Below are 22,788 nucleotides of genomic sequence, written 5' to 3'. Positions count from 1 at the left end.
TCCAAACGAGGGCTGGGTCCGCAAGGTCGGCTGTTCGGATTCCTTGAAACGTTGCAATCGTCCGGTCACGGACGCGGATCTCACGATGGCTTTCAGCCCGTTCAAATTCCTGCAGGAAGTGCGCTCGGAGACCGCCAAGGTCACCTGGCCGACGCGCCGCGAGACGACCATCACCACCATCATGGTGTTCGTGATGGTGGCGCTGGCCTCGATCTTCTTCTTCGCCGCGGATCAGATCATCCGCTACCTCATCACCCTGATACTGGGCATCCACTGATGAGCATGGGAACTCAATTGATGGACAAGCGCTGGTACATCGTTCACGCCTATTCGAACTTCGAGAAGAAGGTCGCGGAATCGATCCGTGAGCAGGCCAAGCAGCGCGGGCTGGAAGAGCTGTTCGAGCAGGTGCTGGTGCCGACCGAGAAGGTCACCGAGGTGCGCCGCGGCCGCAAGATCGACGCCGAGCGCAAGTTCTTCCCGGGCTATGTGCTGGTGAAGATGAAGCTGACCGACGAGGCGTTCCATCTGATCAAGAACACCCCGAAGGTGACCGGCTTCCTCGGCGCGGAAAACAAGCCGATGCCGATCTCCGAAGCGGAAGCGATGCGGATCCTGCACCAGGTGCAGGAGGGCGTGGAGCGTCCGAAGGCGTCGGTGTCGTTCGAAATCGGCGAGAACGTGCGCGTGGCCGACGGCCCGTTCGCCTCGTTCTCCGGCGTGGTGGAAGAAATCGACGAGGCGCGCTCGCGCGTGAAGGTTGCGGTGTCGATCTTCGGCCGCGCGACCCCCGTGGAACTGGAATTCGGTCAGGTCGAAAAGGTGGTCTGACCGGACGGCGCGGGGTATATGCCTCGCGTCAAGTCGAGAGGCCGTGGGAGGGAGGAGGCGGTCGCCAGCCCCTTCAACCGAACCACGGAACCTGAAACCGCCGGCCCTGTCCGGCACAACAGGAGTGATAAATGGCAAAGAAAGTGACCGGATACCTGAAGCTTCAGGTCCCGGCCGGTGCGGCGAATCCTTCGCCCCCGATCGGCCCCGCGCTTGGTCAGCGCGGTCTCAACATCATGGAGTTCTGCAAGGCGTTCAACGCGCAGACCCAGAAGGAAGAGAAGAACACCCCGATCCCGGTGATCATCACCATCTATGCGGACCGGTCCTTCACCTTCGAGATGAAGACCCCTCCGATGTCCTACTTCCTCAAGCAGGCCGCCAAGATCCAGTCCGGATCGAAGGCGCCGGGCCGTGACAAGGCCGGCCAGGTGACCAAGGCGCAGGTGCGCGAGATCGCCGAGAAGAAGATGAAGGACTTGAATTGCGACACCATCGAATCGGCCATGAAGATGGTCGAGGGCTCTGCCCGTTCGATGGGTCTGGAAGTTGCGGGGTAACGGGCCATGTCAATCGGAAAGCGTTTGAAGAAGGCCCGCGAGGGCGTCGATCGCGAGAAGCTCTATCCGCTCGCGGATGCCATCAAGATGGTCAAGGAGCGCGCCAAGTCGAAGTTCGACGAGACGATCGAGATCGCGATCAATCTCGGCGTCGACCCGCGCCACGCCGACCAGATGGTCCGCGGCGTCGTCAACCTGCCGAACGGAACCGGCCGTACGCTTCGCGTCGGCGTGTTCGCGCGGGGCGCCAAGGCTGAGGAAGCCAAGGCCGCCGGTGCCGACGTCGTCGGTGCCGAAGACCTGGTCGAGAAGGTGCAGGGCGGCGCGATCGATTTCGATCGTTGTATCGCCACGCCCGACATGATGCCTCTGGTCGGCCGCCTCGGTAAGGTGCTCGGTCCGCGCGGCATGATGCCGAACCCGAAGATCGGCACCGTGACCATGGACGTCACCAACGCCGTGAAGGGTGCCAAGGGCGGCTCGGTCGAGTTCCGCGTCGAGAAGGCCGGCATCGTGCAGGCCGGCATCGGCAAGGCCTCGTTCTCCGAGGACAAGCTGGTCGAGAACGTCAAGGCGCTGGCCGACGCGGTCTCCAAGGCGAAGCCGGCGGGCTCCAAGGGCACCTACATCCAGCGCGTGGCGGTTTCCTCCACCATGGGCCCGGGCGTGAAGGTCGAGCCGGGTACGATCCTCGGCTGAGATCCTTGGCCGTGACGAGATAAAGAGGGGCGGGACCGGGTAACCGGTTCCGCCCTTTGTTTTGCAAGAGCGTTTTCCAGCGAAGTGGGTGCCGGTTCGCGTGAAGAAAACGCGTCAGAACAACCAGCTGAAGCCTCTCGCAAGAAAGAAGAACAATGCCCGATAAGGTCCTGGTCTATTCGCGTTTTCCCAAGGCCCAGCTGATCCGCTTCGGCGAGCGCTATGAGCTGCTGAACGCGGCAGGCAAGCGATGGGACGAGGCGTTCCCGCCGGCCGAGCTCGCCGAGATCCGCGCCATCATCACTGCGGGCGGCACGGCGCTCGGCACGGAGGCCATGGACATGCTGCCGAAGCTCGGCGCGATCGTCTGCTACGGCACCGGCTACGACGGCGTCGATCTCGCCGCCGCCGCGAAACGCGGCATCGCGGTCGGTCACAGCCCCGGTGCCAATGCGGCGTCGGTCGCGGACACCGCAGTCACCTTGATGCTGGCGTCGGTGCGGCGGCTGCTGGTGGCTGACAATTACGTCCGGAGCGGCGACTGGGCACGTGCAAAGCCGTCGCCGATGATGCGGCCGCAGGCCGGCATGCGCGGCCGCAAGGTCGGCGTCTACGGCATGGGCGAGATCGGCCGCAAGATCGCCGCCCGCGTCGCCGCCTTCGAGACCGAGGTCGGCTACTTCAGCCGCTCGAAGCACGACGTGCCCTATCAATACTTTCCGACGCTGGAGGCGCTCGCCGATTGGTGCAGCGTGCTGCTGGTGGCCGTCCGCGCCGGCGCCGAGACCGAGCATGCGATCAATGCCGACATCCTGCGCCGGCTCGGCAGCGACGGCTTTGTCGTCAACATCGCGCGCGGCTCGGTCATCGACGAGACGGCGCTGGTCGCGGCGCTGACCGACGGCGTGATCGCCGGCGCCGGCCTCGACGTGTTCGCCAGGGAGCCGCATGCGCCCGATGCGCTGACCGCGTTGCCGAACGTTGTGCTGTCGCCGCATCTCGGCGGCCACACGCTGGAATCGCACGTCGCCATGCAGGATTGCGTGCTGGCCAATCTCGACGCGTTCTTCGCCGGCAAGCCGCTCGCCTATCCGGTGGCGACGGCGGCCTGACCGGAGCTTCAGCTCCGGCGCGGCGCGTGACGCAGCTTGTCCGGGTTGCGGACGATGTAGATCGCCGCAATCCGGCCGGTCTCGCCGTCGATCGCCATGCTCAGCGTGTGGTCGACTTCGCCATCGAGGAAGATCAGCGCGCCCGCGCAGCCATTGACCATCATCGGCTCGACGCGAACCTCGCTGCCGGCGTTCTTGCCGGCGATACCGATGATGAAGCGGACGATCTTCTCTGCCCCCTTGATCGGCTTCAGCGCCGCCAGCTTGCGGCCGCCGCCATCGGTGATCGCGATGGCATCCTCGCGCAGCAGGTTGGCGAGGGCGGAGACGTCGCCGCTGGCCGCGGCCTTGCAGAATGCCGTCAGCAGCCGTGCGTGGCCTTCGGGCGGCTCGACGGGAACAGGGCGGTTGCCGCGGACCGATCGGCGGGCGCGCGCGGCGAGCTGCCGGCAGGCCGCCTCGCTGCGCTCGAGGGTGCGGGCGACTTCCGCGAATGGCCGGTCGAACACGTCGTGCAGCAGGAACGCGGCGCGCTCGAGCGGCGTCAGGGCGTCGAGCGCCAGCATCAGCGCGAAGGAGAGATCGTCTGCGAGTTCGGTCGCCGCCTCGGCCGACAGCGTCTCGTCGAACACCGGCTCGGGCAACCAGGCACCGACATAGACCTCGCGCTGGGCGCGGGCGCTCTTCAGCCGGTCAAGACAAAGCCGGGTCACCACGGTGACGAGGAACGCCTCGGGATTGCGAACGTCGTCGGCCGCGGCGAACCGCAGCCAGGCGTCCTGGACCACATCGTCGGCATCGCCGCGGCTGCCGAGCATGCGATAGGCAAGCCCGGTCAGCCGCGCCCGATACGGCGCCAGCGGGTCGCGCTCAGGCAGCCTGCTTGATGACATCGATCTGATGGCCGGCCACGGTCACGCGGCGACACTCCCTGGCATATCCCAGCGCCAGCTTCATCATGGGGAAGATGCGGCCGATTTGTAGGGCCAAAGCGAGGTCGATCACGCCTTTTTCGCCCCAGCGCGCGCGAACCGCGTCGCGGCAGGCATCGTCGTCGGTCGAGCGCTGCACGATGGCGTTGGCGAAGTGGAAGCCGAGCGCGGTGTCCGCGGTCATGGCGGCAACATCGCGCCGGAGCACGGCGGTGACCTGCTGTTCCGCCATTCCGGCTCCGATCGCCATGTCGACGACGAGTTGCGCACAGGGACCGCAATCTTCCGCCAGGGCGCCGGTCAGCTTGGCGGCATAGAAGGCCTCAACCGGCGCGACCGCGCGGTAGGCGGCGGCCTTCATCGCGCCGGCGAATTTGAAGAACGCGGCGGGCGATTCCTTGAGCATGGTCTCGAGATAGGTGGTGTCGTAGCCGTAGCGCCTGGAATAGGCGCGCAGCATGCGGCGCGCGATGAAACTACGTATGTCTTCTCCTTGATTTGGCAGAGCGGAATAGAGGGCGAGCGCCGCGGGCAGGACGACCGCCACCAGATCGGATGCGGCGTGGCGGTCGTGGCCGCCGGCAATCATCACGAGATGCAGCACGCCGTGGCCGGCCAGGAACGCGGCGCCCGCGACCGCTGCCGGCCACCAGGCCGGCCACAAGGCTCGCGCCGCCAGGCCGAGCCCGGCTGCGATGAAGGCGATGCCGACATCCTGGACCAAATGAGGGTTGAACGGACCGGTATCGGCGGCGCCGGGCACCAGCGACCACCAGAGGGAACCGGCTGAGAGCATCACCAGCCCATTGCCGAGGTTGAATAGGGCGAGAATTCCTGCAATCCATCGTTTCATGCGAGCCTCCAGCGCCAAGACGAGCGACGGAGACGGCGCGTGACGCCGTCCGGGAAGAAATTTTTCGCTGGGCCGGGCCGGTCGCCGAACTGGTCTGAAATTTGCTCTTGGCAAGCAGGGCAGGACCGGCTACATAGCGCCTTCCGGGCGTGCTGGCACTTGCTGGCATGTCCGTGCTCGCAATCCGAAAACCTGAGATGATAGGAGATCATTCCTTTCCGCATGCCCGCAAGGATGCTCGAAAGGAAGGAAACCCGTCGCCTCTGACGGCGTGAGAGCAGGGGCCTTCAGCGTGCTGAAGTGCCTCGATCCTGTCCAAGACTGCAGGCGCCCGCGAGAACTTCGTGTTTTCAACGGCTTAATCGCATGGCCTGCATAGACGGGTGAAGACCGGATTTTGCACCCCACGTCGCGATCAGTTCGCGGCCGGGAGGCTGGTTTGGTTCGAACCTCGACAGCCCATGGCCGCAAGGCTCTGGGAGGGCAGGCTTCTAGATGTCGTCTTGCCCGGCATGTCCGAAGGGTGTTGCGCCCCAAGGATCAGGTTTAGGGCGGGACGATGGGTGCAACCCGGCGGTCCTGTCCTCGCGGAAAGGCCGCCAACCGGAGAGAGCTTGCTGTGGAACGAGCGGCAAAAAAAGAGGCGGTCGAACAGCTCAATGAGGTCTTCAAGACCACGGGCGTCGCGGTCGTTGCTCACTATTCCGGCCTCACCGTGGCCCAGATGCAGAAGCTGCGCATGCAGATGAAGCAGGCGGGCGCGTCGGTGAAGGTCTCGAAGAACCGTCTCGCCAAAATTGCTCTTGAAGGCACTGACGTCGCAGCCATCGGTTCCCTGCTGAAGGGGCCGACCGTGATCGCTACTTCGAACGATCCGGTTGCGGCGCCAAAGGTTGCCATCGAATTCGCCAAGGCGAACGAGAAGTTCGTCATCCTCGGCGGTTCGATGGGTAAAACCGTCCTGAATGTCGACAGCGTGAAGGCACTTGCCTCACTGCCGTCGCTCGACGAACTGCGCGGCAAGATCGTGGGCCTCCTCGTGGCGCCCGCGACCAAGCTCGCTCAGCTCTCCAACGCGCCCGCGGCCAAGCTCGCGCGCGTCATTCAGGCTCATGCCTCAAAGAGCGAAGCGGCCTGACCCCTTCGCTAATCTCAAACCTGGTTCGAACCAAACGTTTAAGGAACTGAACAATGGCTGACTTGCAGAAAATCGTCGACGACCTCTCGAGCCTCACCGTGCTCGAAGCGGCCGAACTCGCCAAGCTCCTCGAAGAAAAGTGGGGCGTGTCCGCCGCTGCCGCCGTCGCGGTTGCCGGCCCGGCTGCTGGTGGTGCCGCCGCTGCTCCGGCTGAAGAGAAGACCGACTTCACCGTCGTGCTGGCTGCCGCCGGCGACAAGAAGATCGAGGTCATCAAGGAAGTCCGCGCCATCACCGGCCTCGGTCTGAAGGAAGCCAAGGACCTCGTCGAAGGCGCTCCGAAGCCGCTCAAGGAAGGCGTCAACAAGGAAGAAGCCGACAAGATCAAGGCCCAGCTCGAGAAGGCTGGCGCCAAGGTCGAGCTCAAGTAATGCGCGATCCGGGAGCGCCGCAGGGCGCTCCCGGGCCATGCAAGCGGCGTGCGACAGGTTGTCGCGTTGCGCGTCGGACACAAAAAAGTGTGGGGATCCGTGGACTTAACCCTCGAATCTCCTTTATTGCCATCCCATATGGGGTTGGCAGCGGAAAAACACGGTAGGCGGCGGGGACGGCAGGGTCCTCGGCGGAAGCCGTTGGGAGACAGTCAGATTTCGGGCTTTTTCAGTCCGTAAAGCGGAGCGTTTGGACGAGCGGGTGCAGTGATGCGCCCCGCGCGTTGTTTTGCGTTTTGGAGGTGGTTGGGGCCGGGACGGGGATTTAATTCCTGACTTTGCGCTTCGTTCCTTCGAGACGATTCGAAATTCAACCCGGGGCCGATGGCAGTCGCGTCCCGGAAGGTTCGCCCCACAAAGGCGACGAAAATGAGAGGCCACGATGGCGCAGCAGACATTCACCGGTCGCAAACGCGTACGCAAGTTTTTCGGTCACATCAAGGAAGTCGCCGAGATGCCGAACCTCATCGAGGTTCAGAAGGCGTCCTACGACCAGTTCCTGATGGTGGAGGAGCCCGACGGCGGGCGCCCCGACGAGGGCCTGCAGGCCGTGTTCCGCTCGGTGTTCCCGATCTCGGACTTTTCCGGCACCTCGATGCTCGAATTCGTCCGCTACGAGTTCGAGCCGCCGAAATATGACGTCGACGAGTGCCGCCAGCGCGGCATGACCTTCGCTGCGCCGCTCAAGGTGACGCTGCGCCTGATCGTGTTCGATATCGACGAGGAAACCGGCGCCAAGTCGGTGAAGGACATCAAGGAGCAGGACGTCTACATGGGCGACATCCCGCTCATGACGATGAACGGCACCTTTGTCGTCAACGGCACCGAGCGCGTCATCGTCTCGCAGATGCACCGTTCGCCCGGCGTGTTCTTCGACCACGACAAGGGCAAGACCCATTCGTCCGGCAAGCTGCTGTTTGCCGCGCGCGTGATTCCGTATCGCGGTTCCTGGCTCGACATCGAGTTCGACGCCAAGGACATCGTGTTCGCGCGCATCGACCGTCGCCGCAAGCTGCCCGTGACCTCGCTGATGTACGCGCTCGGTCTCGACGGCGAGCAGATCCTGTCGACCTTCTACAAGAAGATCACCTACAAGCGGACCAAGGACGGATGGCGCGTGCCGTTCGACGCCAACCGCTTCCGCGGCTATTCGACCGTCAACGACCTGATCGACGCCGACACCGGCAAGGTGGTGCTCGAGGCCGGCAAGAAGCTGACCGTGCGCCAGGCGCGCCAGCTTCAGGAGAAGGGCCTGAAGGCGCTGCGCATGTCGGACGAGGAGCTCGTCGGCAACTATCTCGCCGAGGATCTCGTCAACCCGAAGACCGGTGAGATCTACGCCGAAGCCAGCGAGGAGATCACCGAGAAGTCGCTCAAGGTGCTGAACGAGCAGGGCTACAAGGACCTGCCGCTGCTCGACATCGACCACGTCAATGTCGGCGCCTACATCCGCAACACGCTGTCGGCCGACAAGAACATGACGCGCGAGGACGCGCTGTTCGACATCTACCGCGTGATGCGTCCGGGCGAGCCGCCGACGCTGGATTCGGCGCAGGCGATGTTCCAGTCGCTGTTCTTCGACGCCGAGCGCTACGACCTCTCCGCGGTCGGCCGCGTCAAGATGAACATGCGCCTCGAGCTCGATGCGCCCGATACCCATCGCACGCTGCGCAAGGAAGACATCCTGGCGGTCATCAAGACGCTGGTCGACCTGCGCGACGGCAAGGGCGAGATCGACGACATCGACCACCTCGGCAACCGCCGGGTGCGCTCGGTCGGCGAGCTCATGGAGAACCAGTACCGGATCGGCCTGCTCCGCATGGAGCGCGCGATCAAGGAGCGCATGTCGAGCGTCGATATCGACACCGTGATGCCGCAGGACCTGATCAACGCCAAGCCCGCGGCCGCCGCGGTGCGCGAGTTCTTCGGTTCCTCGCAGCTGTCGCAGTTCATGGACCAGACCAACCCGCTGTCGGAAATCACCCACAAGCGGCGCCTGTCGGCGCTTGGCCCGGGCGGTCTGACCCGCGAGCGCGCCGGCTTCGAAGTCCGCGACGTGCATCCGACGCATTACGGCCGCATCTGCCCGATCGAGACGCCGGAAGGTCCGAACATCGGCCTGATCAACTCGCTGGCGACGTTCGCGCGCGTCAACAAGTACGGCTTCGTCGAGACGCCCTATCGCAAGATCAAGGACGGCCGGGTCACCGACGAGGTGGTCTATCTGTCGGCGATGGAAGAGGGCCGCTACCGCGTCGCGCAGGCCAACGTGCCGCTCGATGCCAAGGGCCGCTTCACCGACGACCTCGTGGTCTGCCGTCATGCCGGCGAAGTGCTGCCGGTGACGCCGGACAAGGTCGACTACATGGACGTGTCGCCGAAGCAGCTGGTTTCGGTCGCCGCGGCGCTGATCCCGTTCCTCGAGAACGACGACGCCAACCGCGCGCTGATGGGCTCGAACATGCAGCGCCAGGCGGTGCCGCTGGTTCGCGCCGAGGCGCCGTTCGTCGGCACCGGCATGGAAGGCGTGGTCGCCCGTGACTCGGGCGCGGCGATTGCCGCGCGCCGCTCGGGCGTGATCGACCAGATCGACGCCACCCGCGTCGTGATCCGCGCCACCGAGGATCTCGATCCGACCAAGTCGGGCGTCGATATCTACCGGCTGATGAAGTACCAGCGCTCCAACCAGTCGACCTGCATCAACCAGCGTCCGCTGGTGAAGGTCGGCGACATCGTCAAGAAGGGCGACATCATCGCCGACGGTCCGTCGACCGATCTCGGCGAGCTTGCGCTCGGCCGCAACGTGCTGGTCGCGTTCATGCCGTGGAACGGCTATAACTTCGAAGACTCGATCCTGCTCTCCGAGCGGATCGTGAAGGACGACGTCTTCACCTCGATTCACATCGAGGAGTTCGAGGTGATGGCCCGCGACACCAAGCTCGGTCCTGAGGAAATCACCCGCGACATTCCGAACGTCTCGGAAGAAGCGCTGAAGAACCTCGACGAAGCCGGTATCGTCTACATCGGTGCGGAAGTCCGCGCCGGCGACATCCTGGTCGGCAAGATCACGCCGAAGGGCGAGAGCCCGATGACGCCGGAAGAAAAGCTGCTGCGCGCCATCTTCGGCGAGAAGGCCTCCGACGTCCGCGACACCTCGCTGCGCGTGCCTCCGGGCGTGCAGGGCACGATCGTGGAAGTCCGCGTGTTCAACCGCCACGGCGTCGACAAGGACGAGCGTGCGCTGGCGATCGAGCGCGAGGAGATCGAGCGTCTCGCCAAGGACCGCGACGACGAGCAGGCGATCCTGGACCGCAACGTCTACAACCGCCTCGCCGAGCTGCTGGAGAACCGCCAGGGCATCGCCGGCCCGAAGGGCTTCAAGAAGGATACCAAGATCACCCGCGCGGTGCTCGACGAGTATCCGAAGTCGCAGTGGTGGCTGTTCGCCTCGCCGAACGATAAGCTGATGGCCGAGATCGAGGCCATGCGGAAGCAGTACGACGAGTCGAAGAAGGGCCTTGAGCAGCGCTTCCTCGACAAGGTCGAGAAGCTACAGCGTGGCGACGAGCTGCCGCCCGGCGTGATGAAGATGGTCAAGGTCTTCGTCGCGGTGAAGCGCAAGATCCAGCCGGGCGACAAGATGGCCGGCCGTCACGGCAACAAGGGTGTGGTGTCGAAGATCGTGCCGATCGAGGACATGCCGTTCCTCGAGGACGGAACGCATGCCGACATCGTGCTCAATCCGCTCGGCGTGCCTTCGCGCATGAACGTCGGTCAGATCCTTGAGACCCATCTCGGTTGGGCCTGCGCCGGCCTCGGCAAGCGCATCGGCCAGACCATCGACGCCTACTATCAGAAGCAGGATCTCAAGCCGCTGCGCGAGACCCTGAAGAAGATCTACGGCGAGGATGAAACCATCAAGTCGCTGAACGACAACGAGCTGGTCGAGCTCGGCCGCAATCTGAGCCACGGCGTGCCGATCGCAACGCCGGTGTTCGACGGCGCCAAGGAGGCCGACATCGAGGAGATGCTGAAGCTCGCGGGCTTCGACGCCTCCGGCCAGTCGACCGTCTATGACGGCCGCACCGGCGATGCGTTCGATCGCAAGGTGACGATGGGCTACATCTACATGCTCAAGCTGCACCATCTCGTGGACGACAAGATCCACGCGCGTTCGATCGGTCCGTACTCGCTCGTCACCCAGCAGCCGCTGGGCGGCAAGGCGCAGTTCGGCGGCCAGCGCTTCGGCGAAATGGAGGTCTGGGCGCTGGAAGCCTACGGCGCCGCCTACACGCTGCAGGAGATGCTGACCGTGAAGTCGGACGACGTCGCCGGCCGTACCAAGGTGTACGAGGCGATCGTGCGCGGCGACGACACCTTCGAGGCCGGTATTCCGGAATCGTTCAACGTGCTGGTCAAGGAAATGCGCTCGCTCGGCCTCAACGTCGACCTGCACAATTCCAAGGTGGGACCGGCGCCGACGTCGGAAGCGGCCGAGTAACGCTGTGATTGACGCCCGGCGCGAAAGCGCCGGGCCTTCGCGCTCCGCTCGGACGTTGAGTGGGGCGCGCGCTGAATAAAACTTTCGAATTTGCTGCCGGTGACGATCGGCACGCGAGGAGAAGACCATGAATCAAGAGATTATGAATCTTTTCAATCCGACGACCCCGGCCCAGGTCTTCGACCAGATCCGGATTTCGATCGCGTCTCCGGAGAAGATTCTGTCCTGGTCCTACGGCGAGATCAAGAAGCCGGAGACCATCAACTACCGCACCTTCAAGCCGGAGCGTGACGGCCTGTTCTGCGCGCGCATCTTCGGGCCGATCAAGGACTACGAGTGCTTGTGCGGCAAGTACAAGCGGATGAAGTACAAGGGCATCATCTGCGAGAAGTGCTCGGTCGAGGTGACGCTGTCGCGCGTCCGGCGCGAGCGCATGGGCCATATCGAGCTGGCGGCGCCGGTCGCCCACATCTGGTTCCTGAAGTCGCTGCCCTCGCGCATCGGCCTCCTGCTCGACATGACGCTGAAGGATCTCGAGCGGATCCTGTACTTTGAATACTACGTCGTGCTCGAGCCGGGTCTCACCGCGCTGAAGGACCGTCAGCTGCTGTCGGAAGACGAGTATCTGAAGGCGCAGGACGAGTACGGCCAGGATTCCTTCACCGCCATGATCGGCGCGGAGGCGATCCGCGAGCTGCTCAAGGGGCTCGAGCTCGAGAAGCTCGAGGCAACGCTGCGTGCCGACATGGCGGAGACCGACTCCGACATCAAGCACAAGAAGCTCGCCAAGCGTCTGAAGATCGTCGAGGCTTTCCGCGTTTCCGGCAACAAGCCGGAATGGATGATCATGACGGTCGTGCCGGTGATTCCGCCGGACCTGCGTCCGCTGGTGCCGCTGGACGGCGGCCGGTTCGCGACCTCCGACCTCAACGACCTGTACCGCCGCGTCATCAATCGCAACAACCGCCTGAAGCGGCTGATGGAGCTGCGTGCGCCCGACATCATCATCCGCAACGAAAAGCGCATGCTGCAGGAGGCCGTCGACGCACTGTTCGACAACGGCCGCCGCGGCCGCGTCATCACCGGCGCCAACAAGCGCCCGCTGAAGTCGCTGGCCGACATGCTGAAGGGCAAGCAGGGCCGGTTCCGCCAGAACCTGCTCGGCAAGCGCGTCGACTATTCCGGCCGTTCGGTGATCGTGGTCGGTCCCGAGCTGCGCCTGCATCAGTGCGGCCTGCCGAAGAAGATGGCGCTCGAGCTGTTCAAGCCGTTCATCTACTCGCGGCTCGACGCCAAGGGCCTGTCCACTACGGTGAAGCAGGCCAAGAAGCTGGTCGAGAAGGAGCGTCCGGAGGTCTGGGATATCCTCGACGAGGTGATCCGCGAGCATCCGGTGCTGCTCAACCGCGCGCCGACGCTGCATCGCCTCGGCATCCAGGCGTTCGAGCCGGTGCTGATCGAAGGCAAGGCGATCCAGCTGCATCCGCTGGTCTGCGCCGCCTTCAACGCCGACTTCGACGGCGACCAGATGGCCGTGCACGTTCCGCTGTCGCTCGAAGCGCAGCTGGAAGCGCGCGTCCTGATGATGTCGACCAACAACATCCTGCATCCGGCGAACGGCCAGCCGATCATCGTGCCGTCGCAGGACATCGTGCTCGGCCTCTACTACGTCTCGATCATGCGCGAAGGCCTGCCCGGCGAGGGCAAGATCTTCGGCGACATGGCCGAGCTCGAGCACGCCCTGCATTCGAAGGTCATCCACCTCCACACCAAGATCAAGTACCGGTGGGAAGGCCTCGACGAGGAAGGCAAGCAGTCCAAGCGCTGGATCGAAACCACCGCGGGCCGCGTCATGCTCGGCAACCTGCTGCCGAAGAACCCGAAGATCTCGTACGACATCATCAACAAGTTGATGACCAAGCGCGAGATTTCCGGCGTGATCGATCAGGTCTACCGGCACTGCGGTCAGAAGGAGACGGTGATCTTCTGCGACCGCATCATGGCGCTCGGCTTCTACAACGCCTTCAAGGCGGGCATCTCGTTCGGCAAGGACGACATGGTCGTGCCGGCGTCGAAGTGGAAGATCGTCGATCAGACCCGTACGCTGGCGAAGGATTTCGAGCAGCAGTACAATGACGGCCTGATCACCCATGGCGAGAAGTACAACAAGGTCGTCGACGCCTGGTCGAAGGCCGGTGAAGAAGTCGCCAAGGCGATGATGAAGGAGATCTCGTCCACCAAGAAGACGGCAGCGGGCGCGGATGCCGACATCAACTCGATCTACATGATGGCGCACTCCGGTGCGCGTGGTTCGCCGGCCCAGATGCGCCAGCTCGCCGGCATGCGCGGCCTGATGGCCAAGCCGTCGGGCGAGATCATTGAGACGCCGATCATTTCCAACTTCAAGGAAGGTCTGTCGGTGCTCGAGTACTTCAACTCGACCCACGGCGCCCGCAAGGGCCTCGCGGACACCGCGTTGAAGACCGCGAACTCGGGCTACCTGACCCGCCGTCTGGTCGACGTCGCGCAGGACTGCATCATCACGCAGACCGATTGCGGCACCACGCTCGGCATCAAGATGCGCGCCATCGTCGACGCCGGCACCGTGGTCGCCTCGCTCGGTTCGCGCATCCTGGGCCGCGTGGCCTGCGATGACGTGCGCGATCCCGCCACCAACGAGGTCATCATCAAGCGTGACACCTTGATGGAGGAGAGCCACGTCGATGCGATCCAACAGGCCGGCATCCAGGAAGTGAAGATCCGCTCGGCGCTGACCTGCGAGCTGATCAACGGCATCTGCGCCAAGTGCTACGGCCGCGATCTGGCTCGCGGCACGCCGGTCAACCACGGTGAGGCCGTCGGCGTCATCGCGGCGCAGTCGATCGGTGAGCCCGGCACGCAGCTGACGATGCGCACGTTCCACATCGGCGGCGCCGCGCAGCTCAACGAGCAGTCGTTCGTCGAATCGAACTTCGACGGCAAGATCGTGATCAGGAACAAGGCGATCGCCCGCAACAGCGAAGGCAGCCTGGTCGCGATGGTGCGCAACATGGTCGTTGCGATCGTCGATGCCGACGGCACCGAGCGTGCGACCCACCGTATCCAGTACGGTTCGAAGATGCACGTTGACGAAGGCGACATGGTCAAGCGCGGCCAGCGCATCGCCGAGTGGGATCCCTACACCCGCCCGGTGCTGAGCGAAGTCGAGGGCACGATCGGTTTCGAGGATCTGGTCGAAGGCCAGTCGATCTCGGAAACGCTCGACGAATCGACCGGTATCGCCAAGCGCGTGGTCATCGACTGGCGCACGACGCGCGGCGGCTCGGACCTGCGTCCGGCCATCGTGGTCAAGGGCAAGGACGGCAAGGTGATGAAGCTCGCGCGTGGCGGCGATGCCCGCTACATGCTGTCGGTCGACGCCATTCTGTCGGTCGACATCGGCGGCAAGGTGATGCCCGGCGACATCCTGGCGCGCATCTCGACCGAGAGCGCCAAGACGCGTGACATCACCGGCGGTCTGCCGCGGGTGGCGGAACTGTTCGAGGCTCGCAAGCCGAAGGATGCGGCGATCATCGCGGAGACGGCGGGAACGATCCGCTTCGGCCGCGACTACAAGAACAAGCGCCGCATCTCGATCGAGCCGATGGACAAGACCGAGGAGCCGCGCGAGTACCTGATCCCGAAGGGCAAGCACATCCACCTTCAGGACGGCGATATCGTCGAAAAGGGCGATTTCATCGTCGAAGGCAATCCGGCGCCGCACGACATCCTGGCGATCAAGGGCATCGAGGAACTCGCTGCCTATCTGGTCAACGAAATCCAGGAGGTCTACCGGTTGCAGGGCGTGCTCATCAACGACAAGCACATCGAGGTGATTGTCCGTCAGATGCTGCAGAAGGTCGAGGTCACCGATCAGGGCGACACCGACATGATCTCGGGCGAGCAGGTCGACAAGATCGAGTTCGACGCGCTCAACACCAAGGCCAAGGAGGAGGGCAAGAAGCCCGCCACGGGTACGCCGGTTCTGCTCGGCATCACCAAGGCGAGCTTGCAGACCCGCTCCTTCTTCTCGGCGGCCTCGTTCCAGGAGACCACGCGTGTGCTCACCGAAGCTGCCGTCAACGGCAAGGTGGACCCGCTCGAGGGCCTCAAGGAGAACGTCATCGTCGGCCGCCTGATCCCGGCCGGCACCGGCGCCTCGATGGCGCGGATCCGCGAAGTCGCGGTCAAGCGCGACAAGCTGATCCTCGACGAGCGCGAGAAGCAGCAGGCGGCGATCGTGCCGACGGCTCCGGAAGCGGAGCCGCTGGCGCTGCCGCCCGCGGAATAGGCATCCGCAAGACTACGGGTATGGCGAGAAGGCCGGCGTTTAGCCGGCCTTTTTGCTGCTTTCTTTGCTTGCTGCGGTGCAGGGACGCAGTTTGTTCATCTTTCCTTCAGGCAAAAAAGTGCCTTTGCTAGGGTGACTTAGACCGGCTGTTTGGCTCGCGCCGGAGACGACGGAATCCATATGCTCGACTTGGCTATCGTAGGCGGCGGCCCCGGGGGGCTGATGAGCGCCTGGTATTTGAAGCGCAAACTCGGCGACCTCTGCCGCGTTACCATCTTCGAGGCGTCGAACCGCCTCGGCGGCAAGATCGTCACGCGCAAATTCGACACTGCGCCCGCGATGTATGAGGCCGGCGTCGCCGAGATCTATGATTACTCGATGACGGGGCCGGACCCGCTGCGCGAGCTGATCCAGCATTTCGGCCTGCAGACGATCCCGATGGATGCCGAGCAGGTGCAGCTCGACGGCGAGCTGCTCGCCGACGTTCCCGGCATGCGCCGCAAATACGGGGCGAAGACCGCGGCCGCGATCGAGGCGTTCCGCAGGCGCTGCAGCGACCTGGTGTCGCCGATCGAATATTACGAGGGCGTCGGCGCCCACGACAACGAACACCCGTGGGCCTACAAGACCGCCGAGCAGGTCCTCGACGAGGAGGTCGAGGACGCGACCGCCAAGCGTTTCTTCAAGGTGATGGCGCGTTCCGACATCGCGACCGAGAGCCACAACACCAACGGCCTCAACGCGCTGAAGAACTACGTGATGGACGTCGACGGCTATATCGGCCTGTATTCGATCCAGAACGGCAACGAGCAGCTGATCGATTGTCTGCGTTCGGAAGTCAGCGCCGACATCCAGCTCAACCATCGTGTGCTCAAGGTCGGCAAGACCGCCGATGGCCGCTACCAGCTCAACATGATGAACGGCAAGGGGCCGGAGACGCGCGACTTCGATCTCGTGCTGGTCTGCCTGCCGCACTCCTGGCTCGCGACCATGCGCTGGGACGGCGAACAGCTGCGCAAGTCGATGGTCAAGCACGTCGCCTATTTCGACCGGCCCGCGCATTATCTGCGGGTCTCGATCCTGTTCGACGAGCCGTTCTGGGGCGAGAAGATCCCGGGCGCCTGGTTCATGTCGGAAGCGTTCGGCGGCTGCTGCGTCTACAATGAGGGCGCGCGCCACGATGTCGGCAAGCACGGCGTGCTGAACTGGCTGATCGCAGGCTCGGATGCGCTTGCCTTCGCCAATCTCAGCGACCAGGAGCTGATCGACGCCGCGTTGAAGTCGCTGCCGGCCTCGCTCGGCGATGCGCGCGAGCATTTCCTGGAAGGCAAGATCCATCGCTGGCTGTCGTCGGTCAACGCGCTGCCGGGCGGCCTGCCGGTGCGCGACGTCATGACCAACCACCGCCCGGAGCCGAAGGAGCACCCCGGCATCGTGGTGGTCGGCGACTATCTGTTCGATTCGACGCTGAACGGGCTGCTCGATTCCTCCGATGCCGCGACCGACATCATCCTCACCGAGATGATGCGGCTGCGCCGCGCCCGCGCGCAGGACGAGGGCGCGCTGTCCGACAAGATCGATCGCAGCTATTTCGACAATTATCGCGGCGCCGGGCCCTACAGCGAGGCCTGGCGCAACTTCACCGACCCCGCCTATCTGACGGACCTGATCAAGACGGTGTGGGGCAGGGCGAAGGGCTACAAGCTGCTGATCGCCGGCTCCGCCAGCGGCGAACTGGTCGGCGCGCTGCGCGAACGTGGCATCGATGCCTGGGGCATCGAGAACAACCGCTACATCCACGGCAAGACGCCTAAGGCGCTCAAGAAGTACAACAAGCTCGGCTCGATCGCCGACATGCCGTTCAAGGCCAACGAGTTCGACTTCGTGTTCGAGACCTCGCTGTGCCATCTCGGCGAGAAGCAGGTCGTGCGCGGGGTGCGCGAGCTCAACCGCGTGGTCAAGACCGGCGTCGTGTTCGCGTCGGTGACCTCCGACATGGCGCCGGCGGTGATCGATCGCTACGACCTGCTGCGCGGGGTGAAGAAGCTCGGCACCTGGTGGGAGTGGTCGGAATTGTTCTTCGGCAACGGCTTCGACCTGTCGATGCACCGCCGCGACTGCACCGATGCGCTGTGGACATTGACGCTGGCCGCCAACAAGGGGCCGGGGCAGTGGTACGCCGACTCCGACAGCCTGCGCTATTCCTTCTTCGACAAGGTCGAAGCCGACCTCGACGACTAGCGGCACCGAGCGGAAGCCTTTGCCGCCAGGCGACCGGCCTTGTGTCGACCAGCTGTCAAACGGCGGCAATGCTGTGCTCCGCGATTCCGCGCGAGCGTGCGGCGGCGCGTCGGCCGTTCCAAACGCTTTGCCGAATTCGTCATGATCGCATAGAATTGCGGCCGCAGTGTTATCAGCTGCGGTTTCGATTTGCGGTCATGCCGGCCGTGGAGCATCGGTTGGTTTCATGGCGCCAAAACCTCCTGCATCAGACGATCCGACGAGAGCGGCGGCCGACGATCCCGAGCTGAAGAAGAAGCCCGCGTCCGGTCCGCCCGCGGCGGCCGCCTCCACAAAGCCAGCCGCGGCGCCGGCTGACGACGAAGAGGATGAGGACGCGGACGACGAGTTCGAGCTCGATGACGACGATGATGACGAGGACCTCGTCGTCTTCACCGCCAAGGAAGCCGCCGGCGCGCTCTCCACGATCTTTGGCTTCGTCAGACCGATCCTGGCGAACTACAAGAAGCCGTTCGCCTGCGTCGCCTTCGGCGTGCTGGTCGAGACGTTGTTCAACGTCATCATGCCGCTCAGCCTGAAATTCCTGATCGACGACGCGCTCGGCGAGGAGGACTTCGGAGCCCTCTACAAGATCCTCGGCGTGCTCGCGGTGGCCGGTATCGTCACCTCGATCATCGCGGTCTGGTACGAACGCTGGGATGCGCGGCTCGCCGCCGGCATCATCGCCGACGTGCGGACGCGGCTGTTCGACCATGTCCAGAACCTGCCGTCGGCCTATTTCGCGCGCACCAAGCGCGGCGAGATCCTGTCGCGCTTCTCGATCGATCTCTCGGCGTTCGAGGGCTCGGTCAAGACCTTTGCCAACAGCGCGGCGCTGCCGGGCCTCGAGCTGGTCGCAGGCATCATCCTGATGCTGTTCCTGAACTGGCAGCTTGCCGTGGTCGCCTTGCTGGTGTTTCCGATCACCCTGATCGGGCCGCGCATCCTGACGCCGAAGGCGGTGCAGGCCAACTACGAGCAGAAGCAGAACGAAGCCGCGCTGCTCGGAATCGTGCAGGAGAACGTTGCCGCCCAGGCGGTGGTGAAGGCGTTCAATCTGCAGCGCCGGGCGCTCGGCTGGTTCACGATGCGCAACCGCGACGTCCGGGCCAAGGCCGCGTCAGCCATGTTCCTGTCGACCATGGTGGAGCGCACCGTCACCATAGCGGTGTTGCTGCTCCACCTCGTGGTGCTGGCGATCGGCGCCTATCTCGCCACCAAGGGGCAGATCACCGTCGGCACCTTCGTGACCTTCGAGAGTGCGTTCTGGGAGGTGTCGTACAACATCGCCCATCTGATGCACTTCATCCCGGTGTCGATCCAGTCGGCGGCAGCGGTGCGGCACATCCAGGAACTGCTCGACGAGCCGACCCGCGGCGCCGACCGTCCCGGCGCGCCGGATCTGCCGCGCATCACCAACGACATCTCCTTCGATCGCGTCACCTTCCAGTATGAGGGGGCGCAGACGCCGGTGCTCGACAATCTCAGCCTCAAGCTCAATGCCGGCAAGAGCATTGCGATCGTCGGTCCCAGCGGCTCGGGCAAGAGCACGCTGATCAACCTGATCCTGCGGCTCTACGTGCCGGACGAGGGCCGCGTCGCCATCGACGGCGTCGATATCCGCCGGGTGACGCGCGAGTCGCTGCGGGCGAACATGGCGGTCGTGTTCCAGGAGAACATGCTGTTCAACATGTCGATCCGCGAGAACATCCGGCTCGGCAAGGAAGGCGCGACCGACGCGGAGGTCGAGGACGCCGCCCGGAAGGCCGAGATTCATCGCTACATCATGAGCCTGCCGCAGCGCTACGACACGCCGGTCGGCGAGCGCGGCGATACCCTGTCGGGCGGCCAGCGCCAGCGCATCGCGATCGCGCGCGCGATCATCCGCAACCCGTCCGTTCTGCTGCTCGACGAGGCGACTTCGGCGCTCGACCAGACCACGGAGGCTGCGATCAACCGGACGCTGCTCAAGGTCGCCAAGGGCCGCACCATGATCTGGTCGACGCACCGCCTGACTTCGGTGGTCGAGATGGACGAGATCATCGTGATCTCCGGCGGCAGGGCGATCGAACGCGGCTCGCACGAGCAACTGCTCGCCCGCAACGGCGTCTATCGCAAGCTGTGGGACGATCAGGGACATCTGAATCACGACGAGGACGCCGACGACGCGGATGATGACGATGATGAAGATGAGGACGAAGACGAGGATGAGGAGGCGTGAGGCCCGCGCCGCGTCGCGGGCGATGGCCGAGCGGTAGATTTTACTTTTACGCCCGGTCAGCGGCTTGCGGACGTTGCCGGAAGTGATTGGCCGGCCGCGTCGTTGACGCCGCCGCCGCGGGGTTGTGCAGCCGGCGCAGCCAGCCGCGGCCGAGATAGCCGAAAAAGCGTGCCCAGCGCTGGGCCTGCCAGGTGGGCCCGCTGCCGACCGACACCTCGCGGAAGCTGAATGCCTTGGCGTTCGACCAGGCGTCGCAGGCGGTCTTGACCGGATCATCGTAGAACGCGGTGATCTTCTCCTCGCCCATGCCGTCGGTCGACAGCCAGGCCGGGATGTGGACGTTGCAGAGCTGGACGACGTCGGTGAAGACCTTGTCGGTGCCGGTTCCGGTGACGGGGCAGGTGCTGGCGAAGGCATCACCGACCAGCGCGATGCCGGCCTGCCGATAGCCGGTGCTGACATAGATGTCGGCGGGCCTGATCTTGATATCGCCCGCGATGTCGAACTCGCCGGTGAGCCGGCGCAGCCGCGGCAGCGCGGCGTTCAGCGTCTCGACCGGATTGCGCCGCATCGCCCGCAGCCAGGGATCGTCGGCCTTGCGATAGGTGAAGAGGTTGGCGCGCATCCGGTCTCCGACCGGAAACAGCGTAATGTAGGGGATGCGGTCGCTCGGCCGCTCCGAGAAATAGGTCATGGCCGCGAACGGGAAGGCGGGGCGGCCGACGGGGACGAAGTCGAACCCGAGCGAGATCGAGTGGCAGAAGCTCGTGACCAGGCGCTCGATGCCCAGCATCCGGCGCAGTCCGACGTTCAGGCCGTTGGCAAGCACCACAAGGCGCGCCGAGATCTCCTCGCCATCGGCAAGCACGAGCCGCTGCCGCTCGGAGCTGGTCGCGACGTTGATCACCTTGTCGCAGACGAATTCCGCCGGCCCGGCGATCTCGTTCCGAATCGCAGCGATCAGCGCGTCGTACATGATGCCGTATTGCCGGCTCGGCTGCCGGTCGAGCAACCGGCCGAATCGCGCGATCCAGTTCTCGCCGTCCAGTGTCGCCGAGCGGAGCACCGACTCGGCAAGGCCGGTCCTGGCGAATCGCTCGAGCTGGAGGTCGCCGCCGATCTTTTCGACACGGAAATCGAACGGATAGACCTGGTGGGGGTCGATCAGGACCGTCGGTATCCCGGCACGGCCGAGCATGGCGGCTGCGGTCGAGCCCGCAAGACCGCCGCCGATGATCGCGATGTCGGTGTACCGCATGAGAATTCCGTGGCTGTGACCCCGATTTTTGCGCTGCGAATGGCAAATAAAGGCTTAGTTTCGAAGTTTGCCTTCGGGACTAACTTGGGGAGAGTTGTTTCTATTCATATTTTACCCGGATATAATGTGATTCCGCACGCGCCCGAAGATTCGGATGATGGGCGCGGGGAGGTTGGTTGGCGGTCACATTTCGCTTGCGCCGAACCTCGGCGAAATGCGAAATCCGCAAGTGCCAGAGGCGTTTCTTTGCTTGTCGTTTTGCTTGACTTCACTATCTCTCGATTATACAAGGCGCCCACTTAACGACAGGCGGTGAGCTACGCCAGCGTCGGAACGGAACACCCGAAGGCCCTTTTTGAGGAGCCGGACGGGCACCAACCTCGACGAATGCCGCTCAAACGCTGTCGATGATAGCTAGGCAATGCCAGGACGATATTAGTTCTCTTGAGCACGTCCTCTTGAGAGTGATTTCGGATGCATGACCTCGGTGGCGGACCGAACAGCGAACGCTGATCGGTTCGGGATCGCGGTCCTCTGTGGCGTCGATGCGCTTTCCGCTCAGCGATGAGTGGTTGGCGCGATTTCGCTTTGCGCGGTTGTTTGTTCCGTGTCGAGTGGGCCGTGCGGGACGGCTAGTCCTGAGAAGAAATTTGCGGAGCCATTCAAGGTTTTCGCGCGAACTAAAGGGTGAAGGCTGCATGCCGACGATCAACCAGCTGATCGCAAATCCGCGTGAAGTGCAGAAGTCGCGTAAGAAGGTGCCGGCGCTGCAGCAGTCGCCGCAGAAGCGCGGCGTGTGCACGCGCGTCTACACCACGACCCCGAAGAAGCCGAACTCGGCGCTTCGTAAGGTCGCCAAGGTGCGCCTGACCAACGGCTTCGAGGTGATCGGCTACATCCCGGGTGAAGGCCATAACCTGCAGGAGCACTCGGTGGTCATGATCCGCGGCGGCCGCGTCAAGGACTTGCCCGGTGTGCGCTACCACATCCTCCGCGGCGTGCTGGATACCCAGGGCGTCAAGAACCGTAAGCAGCGTCGTTCGAAGTACGGCGCGAAGCGTCCGAAGTAAGCGGGAACCGATCAGATGTCGCGTCGCCATTCTGCCGAGAAGCGTGAAGTTCTTCCGGATCCGAAGTTCGGGAACATCATCATTACGAAGTTCATGAACTCGGTGATGTACGCCGGGAAGAAGTCGGTTGCCGAAAACATCGTCTACGGTGCGCTCGGCATGATCGAGGCCAAGACCAAGCAGAACCCGCTCGGCGTGTTCGAGCAGGCGCTCGAGAACGTGATGCCGACCATCGAGGTTCGTTCCCGCCGCGTCGGCGGCGCGACCTACCAGGTTCCGGTCGAAGTCCGTTCGGTGCGCCGTCAGGCGCTCGGCATCCGCTGGCTGATCTCGGCCGCCCGCGAGCGCAACGAGAAGACCATGACCGAGCGTCTCTCGGCGGAGCTGCTCGACGCCTCGAACAATCGCGGCAACGCCGTCAAGAAGCGTGAAGACGTGCACCGGATGGCGGAAGCCAACCGCGCGTTCTCGCACTATCGCTGGTAAGGCGAACAACGGAATTTAAGGAACAG

The 22,788-nt window shown here is 64.1% G+C and carries 16 protein-coding genes; 13 read left to right on the top strand and 3 right to left on the bottom strand.

The genetic code is table 11. From position 1 onward, the window contains the following. Nucleotides 1-85 precede the first annotated feature (85 nt). The 5 genes from secE (at nt 86) to XI02_RS26805 (ending at nt 3,202) form a co-directional block, all read left to right on the top strand. Complete coding sequence (gene secE, locus XI02_RS26825) at nt 86-277, top strand: preprotein translocase subunit SecE (protein ID WP_016840554.1); 192 nt, start codon at nt 86-88, stop codon at nt 275-277. Nucleotides 278-297: 20 nt separating this feature from the next. Then, complete coding sequence (gene nusG / locus XI02_RS26820) at nt 298-831, top strand: transcription termination/antitermination protein NusG (protein ID WP_016840553.1); 534 nt, start codon at nt 298-300, stop codon at nt 829-831. Between the two features lie 131 nt (nt 832-962). Then, nucleotides 963-1,391 (top strand): 50S ribosomal protein L11, encoded by a 429-nt coding sequence (gene rplK / locus XI02_RS26815; RefSeq protein WP_016840552.1) that lies wholly within the window; start codon nt 963-965, stop codon nt 1,389-1,391. Nucleotides 1,392-1,397: 6 nt separating this feature from the next. After that, nucleotides 1,398-2,090 (top strand): 50S ribosomal protein L1, encoded by a 693-nt coding sequence (rplA, locus tag XI02_RS26810; RefSeq protein WP_018272150.1) that lies wholly within the window; start codon nt 1,398-1,400, stop codon nt 2,088-2,090. A gap of 155 nt (nt 2,091-2,245) precedes the next feature. Further along, the gene (locus XI02_RS26805; protein WP_018272149.1) at nt 2,246-3,202 is read left to right on the top strand and encodes a 2-hydroxyacid dehydrogenase; all 957 of its coding nucleotides are present in this window, start codon (nt 2,246-2,248) and stop codon (nt 3,200-3,202) included. Between the two features lie 8 nt (nt 3,203-3,210). Here XI02_RS26805 and sigJ read toward each other — a convergent pair whose 3' ends face one another. Both sigJ and XI02_RS26795 read right to left on the bottom strand, forming a co-directional pair. After that, the gene (gene sigJ, locus XI02_RS26800; protein ID WP_018272148.1) at nt 3,211-4,095 is read right to left on the bottom strand and encodes an RNA polymerase sigma factor SigJ; all 885 of its coding nucleotides are present in this window, start codon (nt 4,093-4,095) and stop codon (nt 3,211-3,213) included. Beyond that, nucleotides 4,073-4,987: a hypothetical protein gene (locus XI02_RS26795; RefSeq protein WP_194483231.1), complete on the bottom strand. Its 915-nt coding sequence runs from the start codon at nt 4,985-4,987 to the stop codon at nt 4,073-4,075. Before XI02_RS26795 ends, sigJ begins: the two co-directional genes overlap by 23 nt. A gap of 619 nt (nt 4,988-5,606) precedes the next feature. Between XI02_RS26795 and rplJ the strand changes: the two genes are divergently transcribed. The 6 genes from rplJ (at nt 5,607) to XI02_RS26765 (ending at nt 19,948) form a co-directional block, all read left to right on the top strand. After that, complete coding sequence (gene rplJ / locus XI02_RS26790) at nt 5,607-6,125, top strand: 50S ribosomal protein L10 (protein ID WP_038380463.1); 519 nt, start codon at nt 5,607-5,609, stop codon at nt 6,123-6,125. A gap of 53 nt (nt 6,126-6,178) precedes the next feature. After that, nucleotides 6,179-6,556: a 50S ribosomal protein L7/L12 gene (gene rplL / locus XI02_RS26785; RefSeq protein WP_016847588.1), complete on the top strand. Its 378-nt coding sequence runs from the start codon at nt 6,179-6,181 to the stop codon at nt 6,554-6,556. Between the two features lie 442 nt (nt 6,557-6,998). Continuing rightward, nucleotides 6,999-11,117 carry a DNA-directed RNA polymerase subunit beta gene (gene rpoB, locus XI02_RS26780; protein WP_038380462.1) on the top strand — a complete coding sequence of 1,373 codons (4,119 nt, stop codon included), beginning with the start codon at nt 6,999-7,001 and terminating at the stop codon, nt 11,115-11,117. A gap of 127 nt (nt 11,118-11,244) precedes the next feature. Continuing rightward, on the top strand, nt 11,245-15,447 hold the full coding sequence (gene rpoC, locus XI02_RS26775; protein WP_016847590.1) for a DNA-directed RNA polymerase subunit beta': 4,203 nt from the start codon (nt 11,245-11,247) through the stop codon (nt 15,445-15,447). 180 nt (nt 15,448-15,627) lie between these two features. Next, nucleotides 15,628-17,688, top strand: a complete 2,061-nt coding sequence (locus XI02_RS26770) for an FAD-dependent oxidoreductase (RefSeq protein ID WP_026192896.1) — start codon at nt 15,628-15,630, stop codon at nt 17,686-17,688. Between the two features lie 226 nt (nt 17,689-17,914). Continuing rightward, a complete protein-coding gene (locus XI02_RS26765) occupies nt 17,915-19,948 on the top strand; it encodes an ABC transporter ATP-binding protein (RefSeq protein ID WP_018272143.1) in 2,034 nt (677 codons plus the stop codon). A 46-nt stretch (nt 19,949-19,994) separates the two neighbouring features. Here XI02_RS26765 and XI02_RS26760 read toward each other — a convergent pair whose 3' ends face one another. Then, on the bottom strand, nt 19,995-21,206 hold the full coding sequence (locus XI02_RS26760; protein ID WP_018272142.1) for an NAD(P)/FAD-dependent oxidoreductase: 1,212 nt from the start codon (nt 21,204-21,206) through the stop codon (nt 19,995-19,997). A gap of 698 nt (nt 21,207-21,904) precedes the next feature. On the opposite strand from XI02_RS26760, the gene rpsL reads away from it, so the two are divergent. Both rpsL and rpsG read left to right on the top strand, forming a co-directional pair. Next, the gene (rpsL, locus tag XI02_RS26755; protein ID WP_006611834.1) at nt 21,905-22,276 is read left to right on the top strand and encodes a 30S ribosomal protein S12; all 372 of its coding nucleotides are present in this window, start codon (nt 21,905-21,907) and stop codon (nt 22,274-22,276) included. A gap of 15 nt (nt 22,277-22,291) precedes the next feature. After that, a complete protein-coding gene (rpsG, locus tag XI02_RS26750) occupies nt 22,292-22,762 on the top strand; it encodes a 30S ribosomal protein S7 (RefSeq protein WP_016843741.1) in 471 nt (156 codons plus the stop codon). Nucleotides 22,763-22,788 lie beyond the last annotated feature (26 nt).

It is taken from the genome of Bradyrhizobium sp. CCBAU 21365, assembly GCF_015291305.1.
GTDB classification, from domain to species: Bacteria; Pseudomonadota; Alphaproteobacteria; order Rhizobiales; family Xanthobacteraceae; genus Bradyrhizobium; species Bradyrhizobium elkanii.
This window is presented reverse-complemented; position numbering and strand designations above follow the sequence as displayed.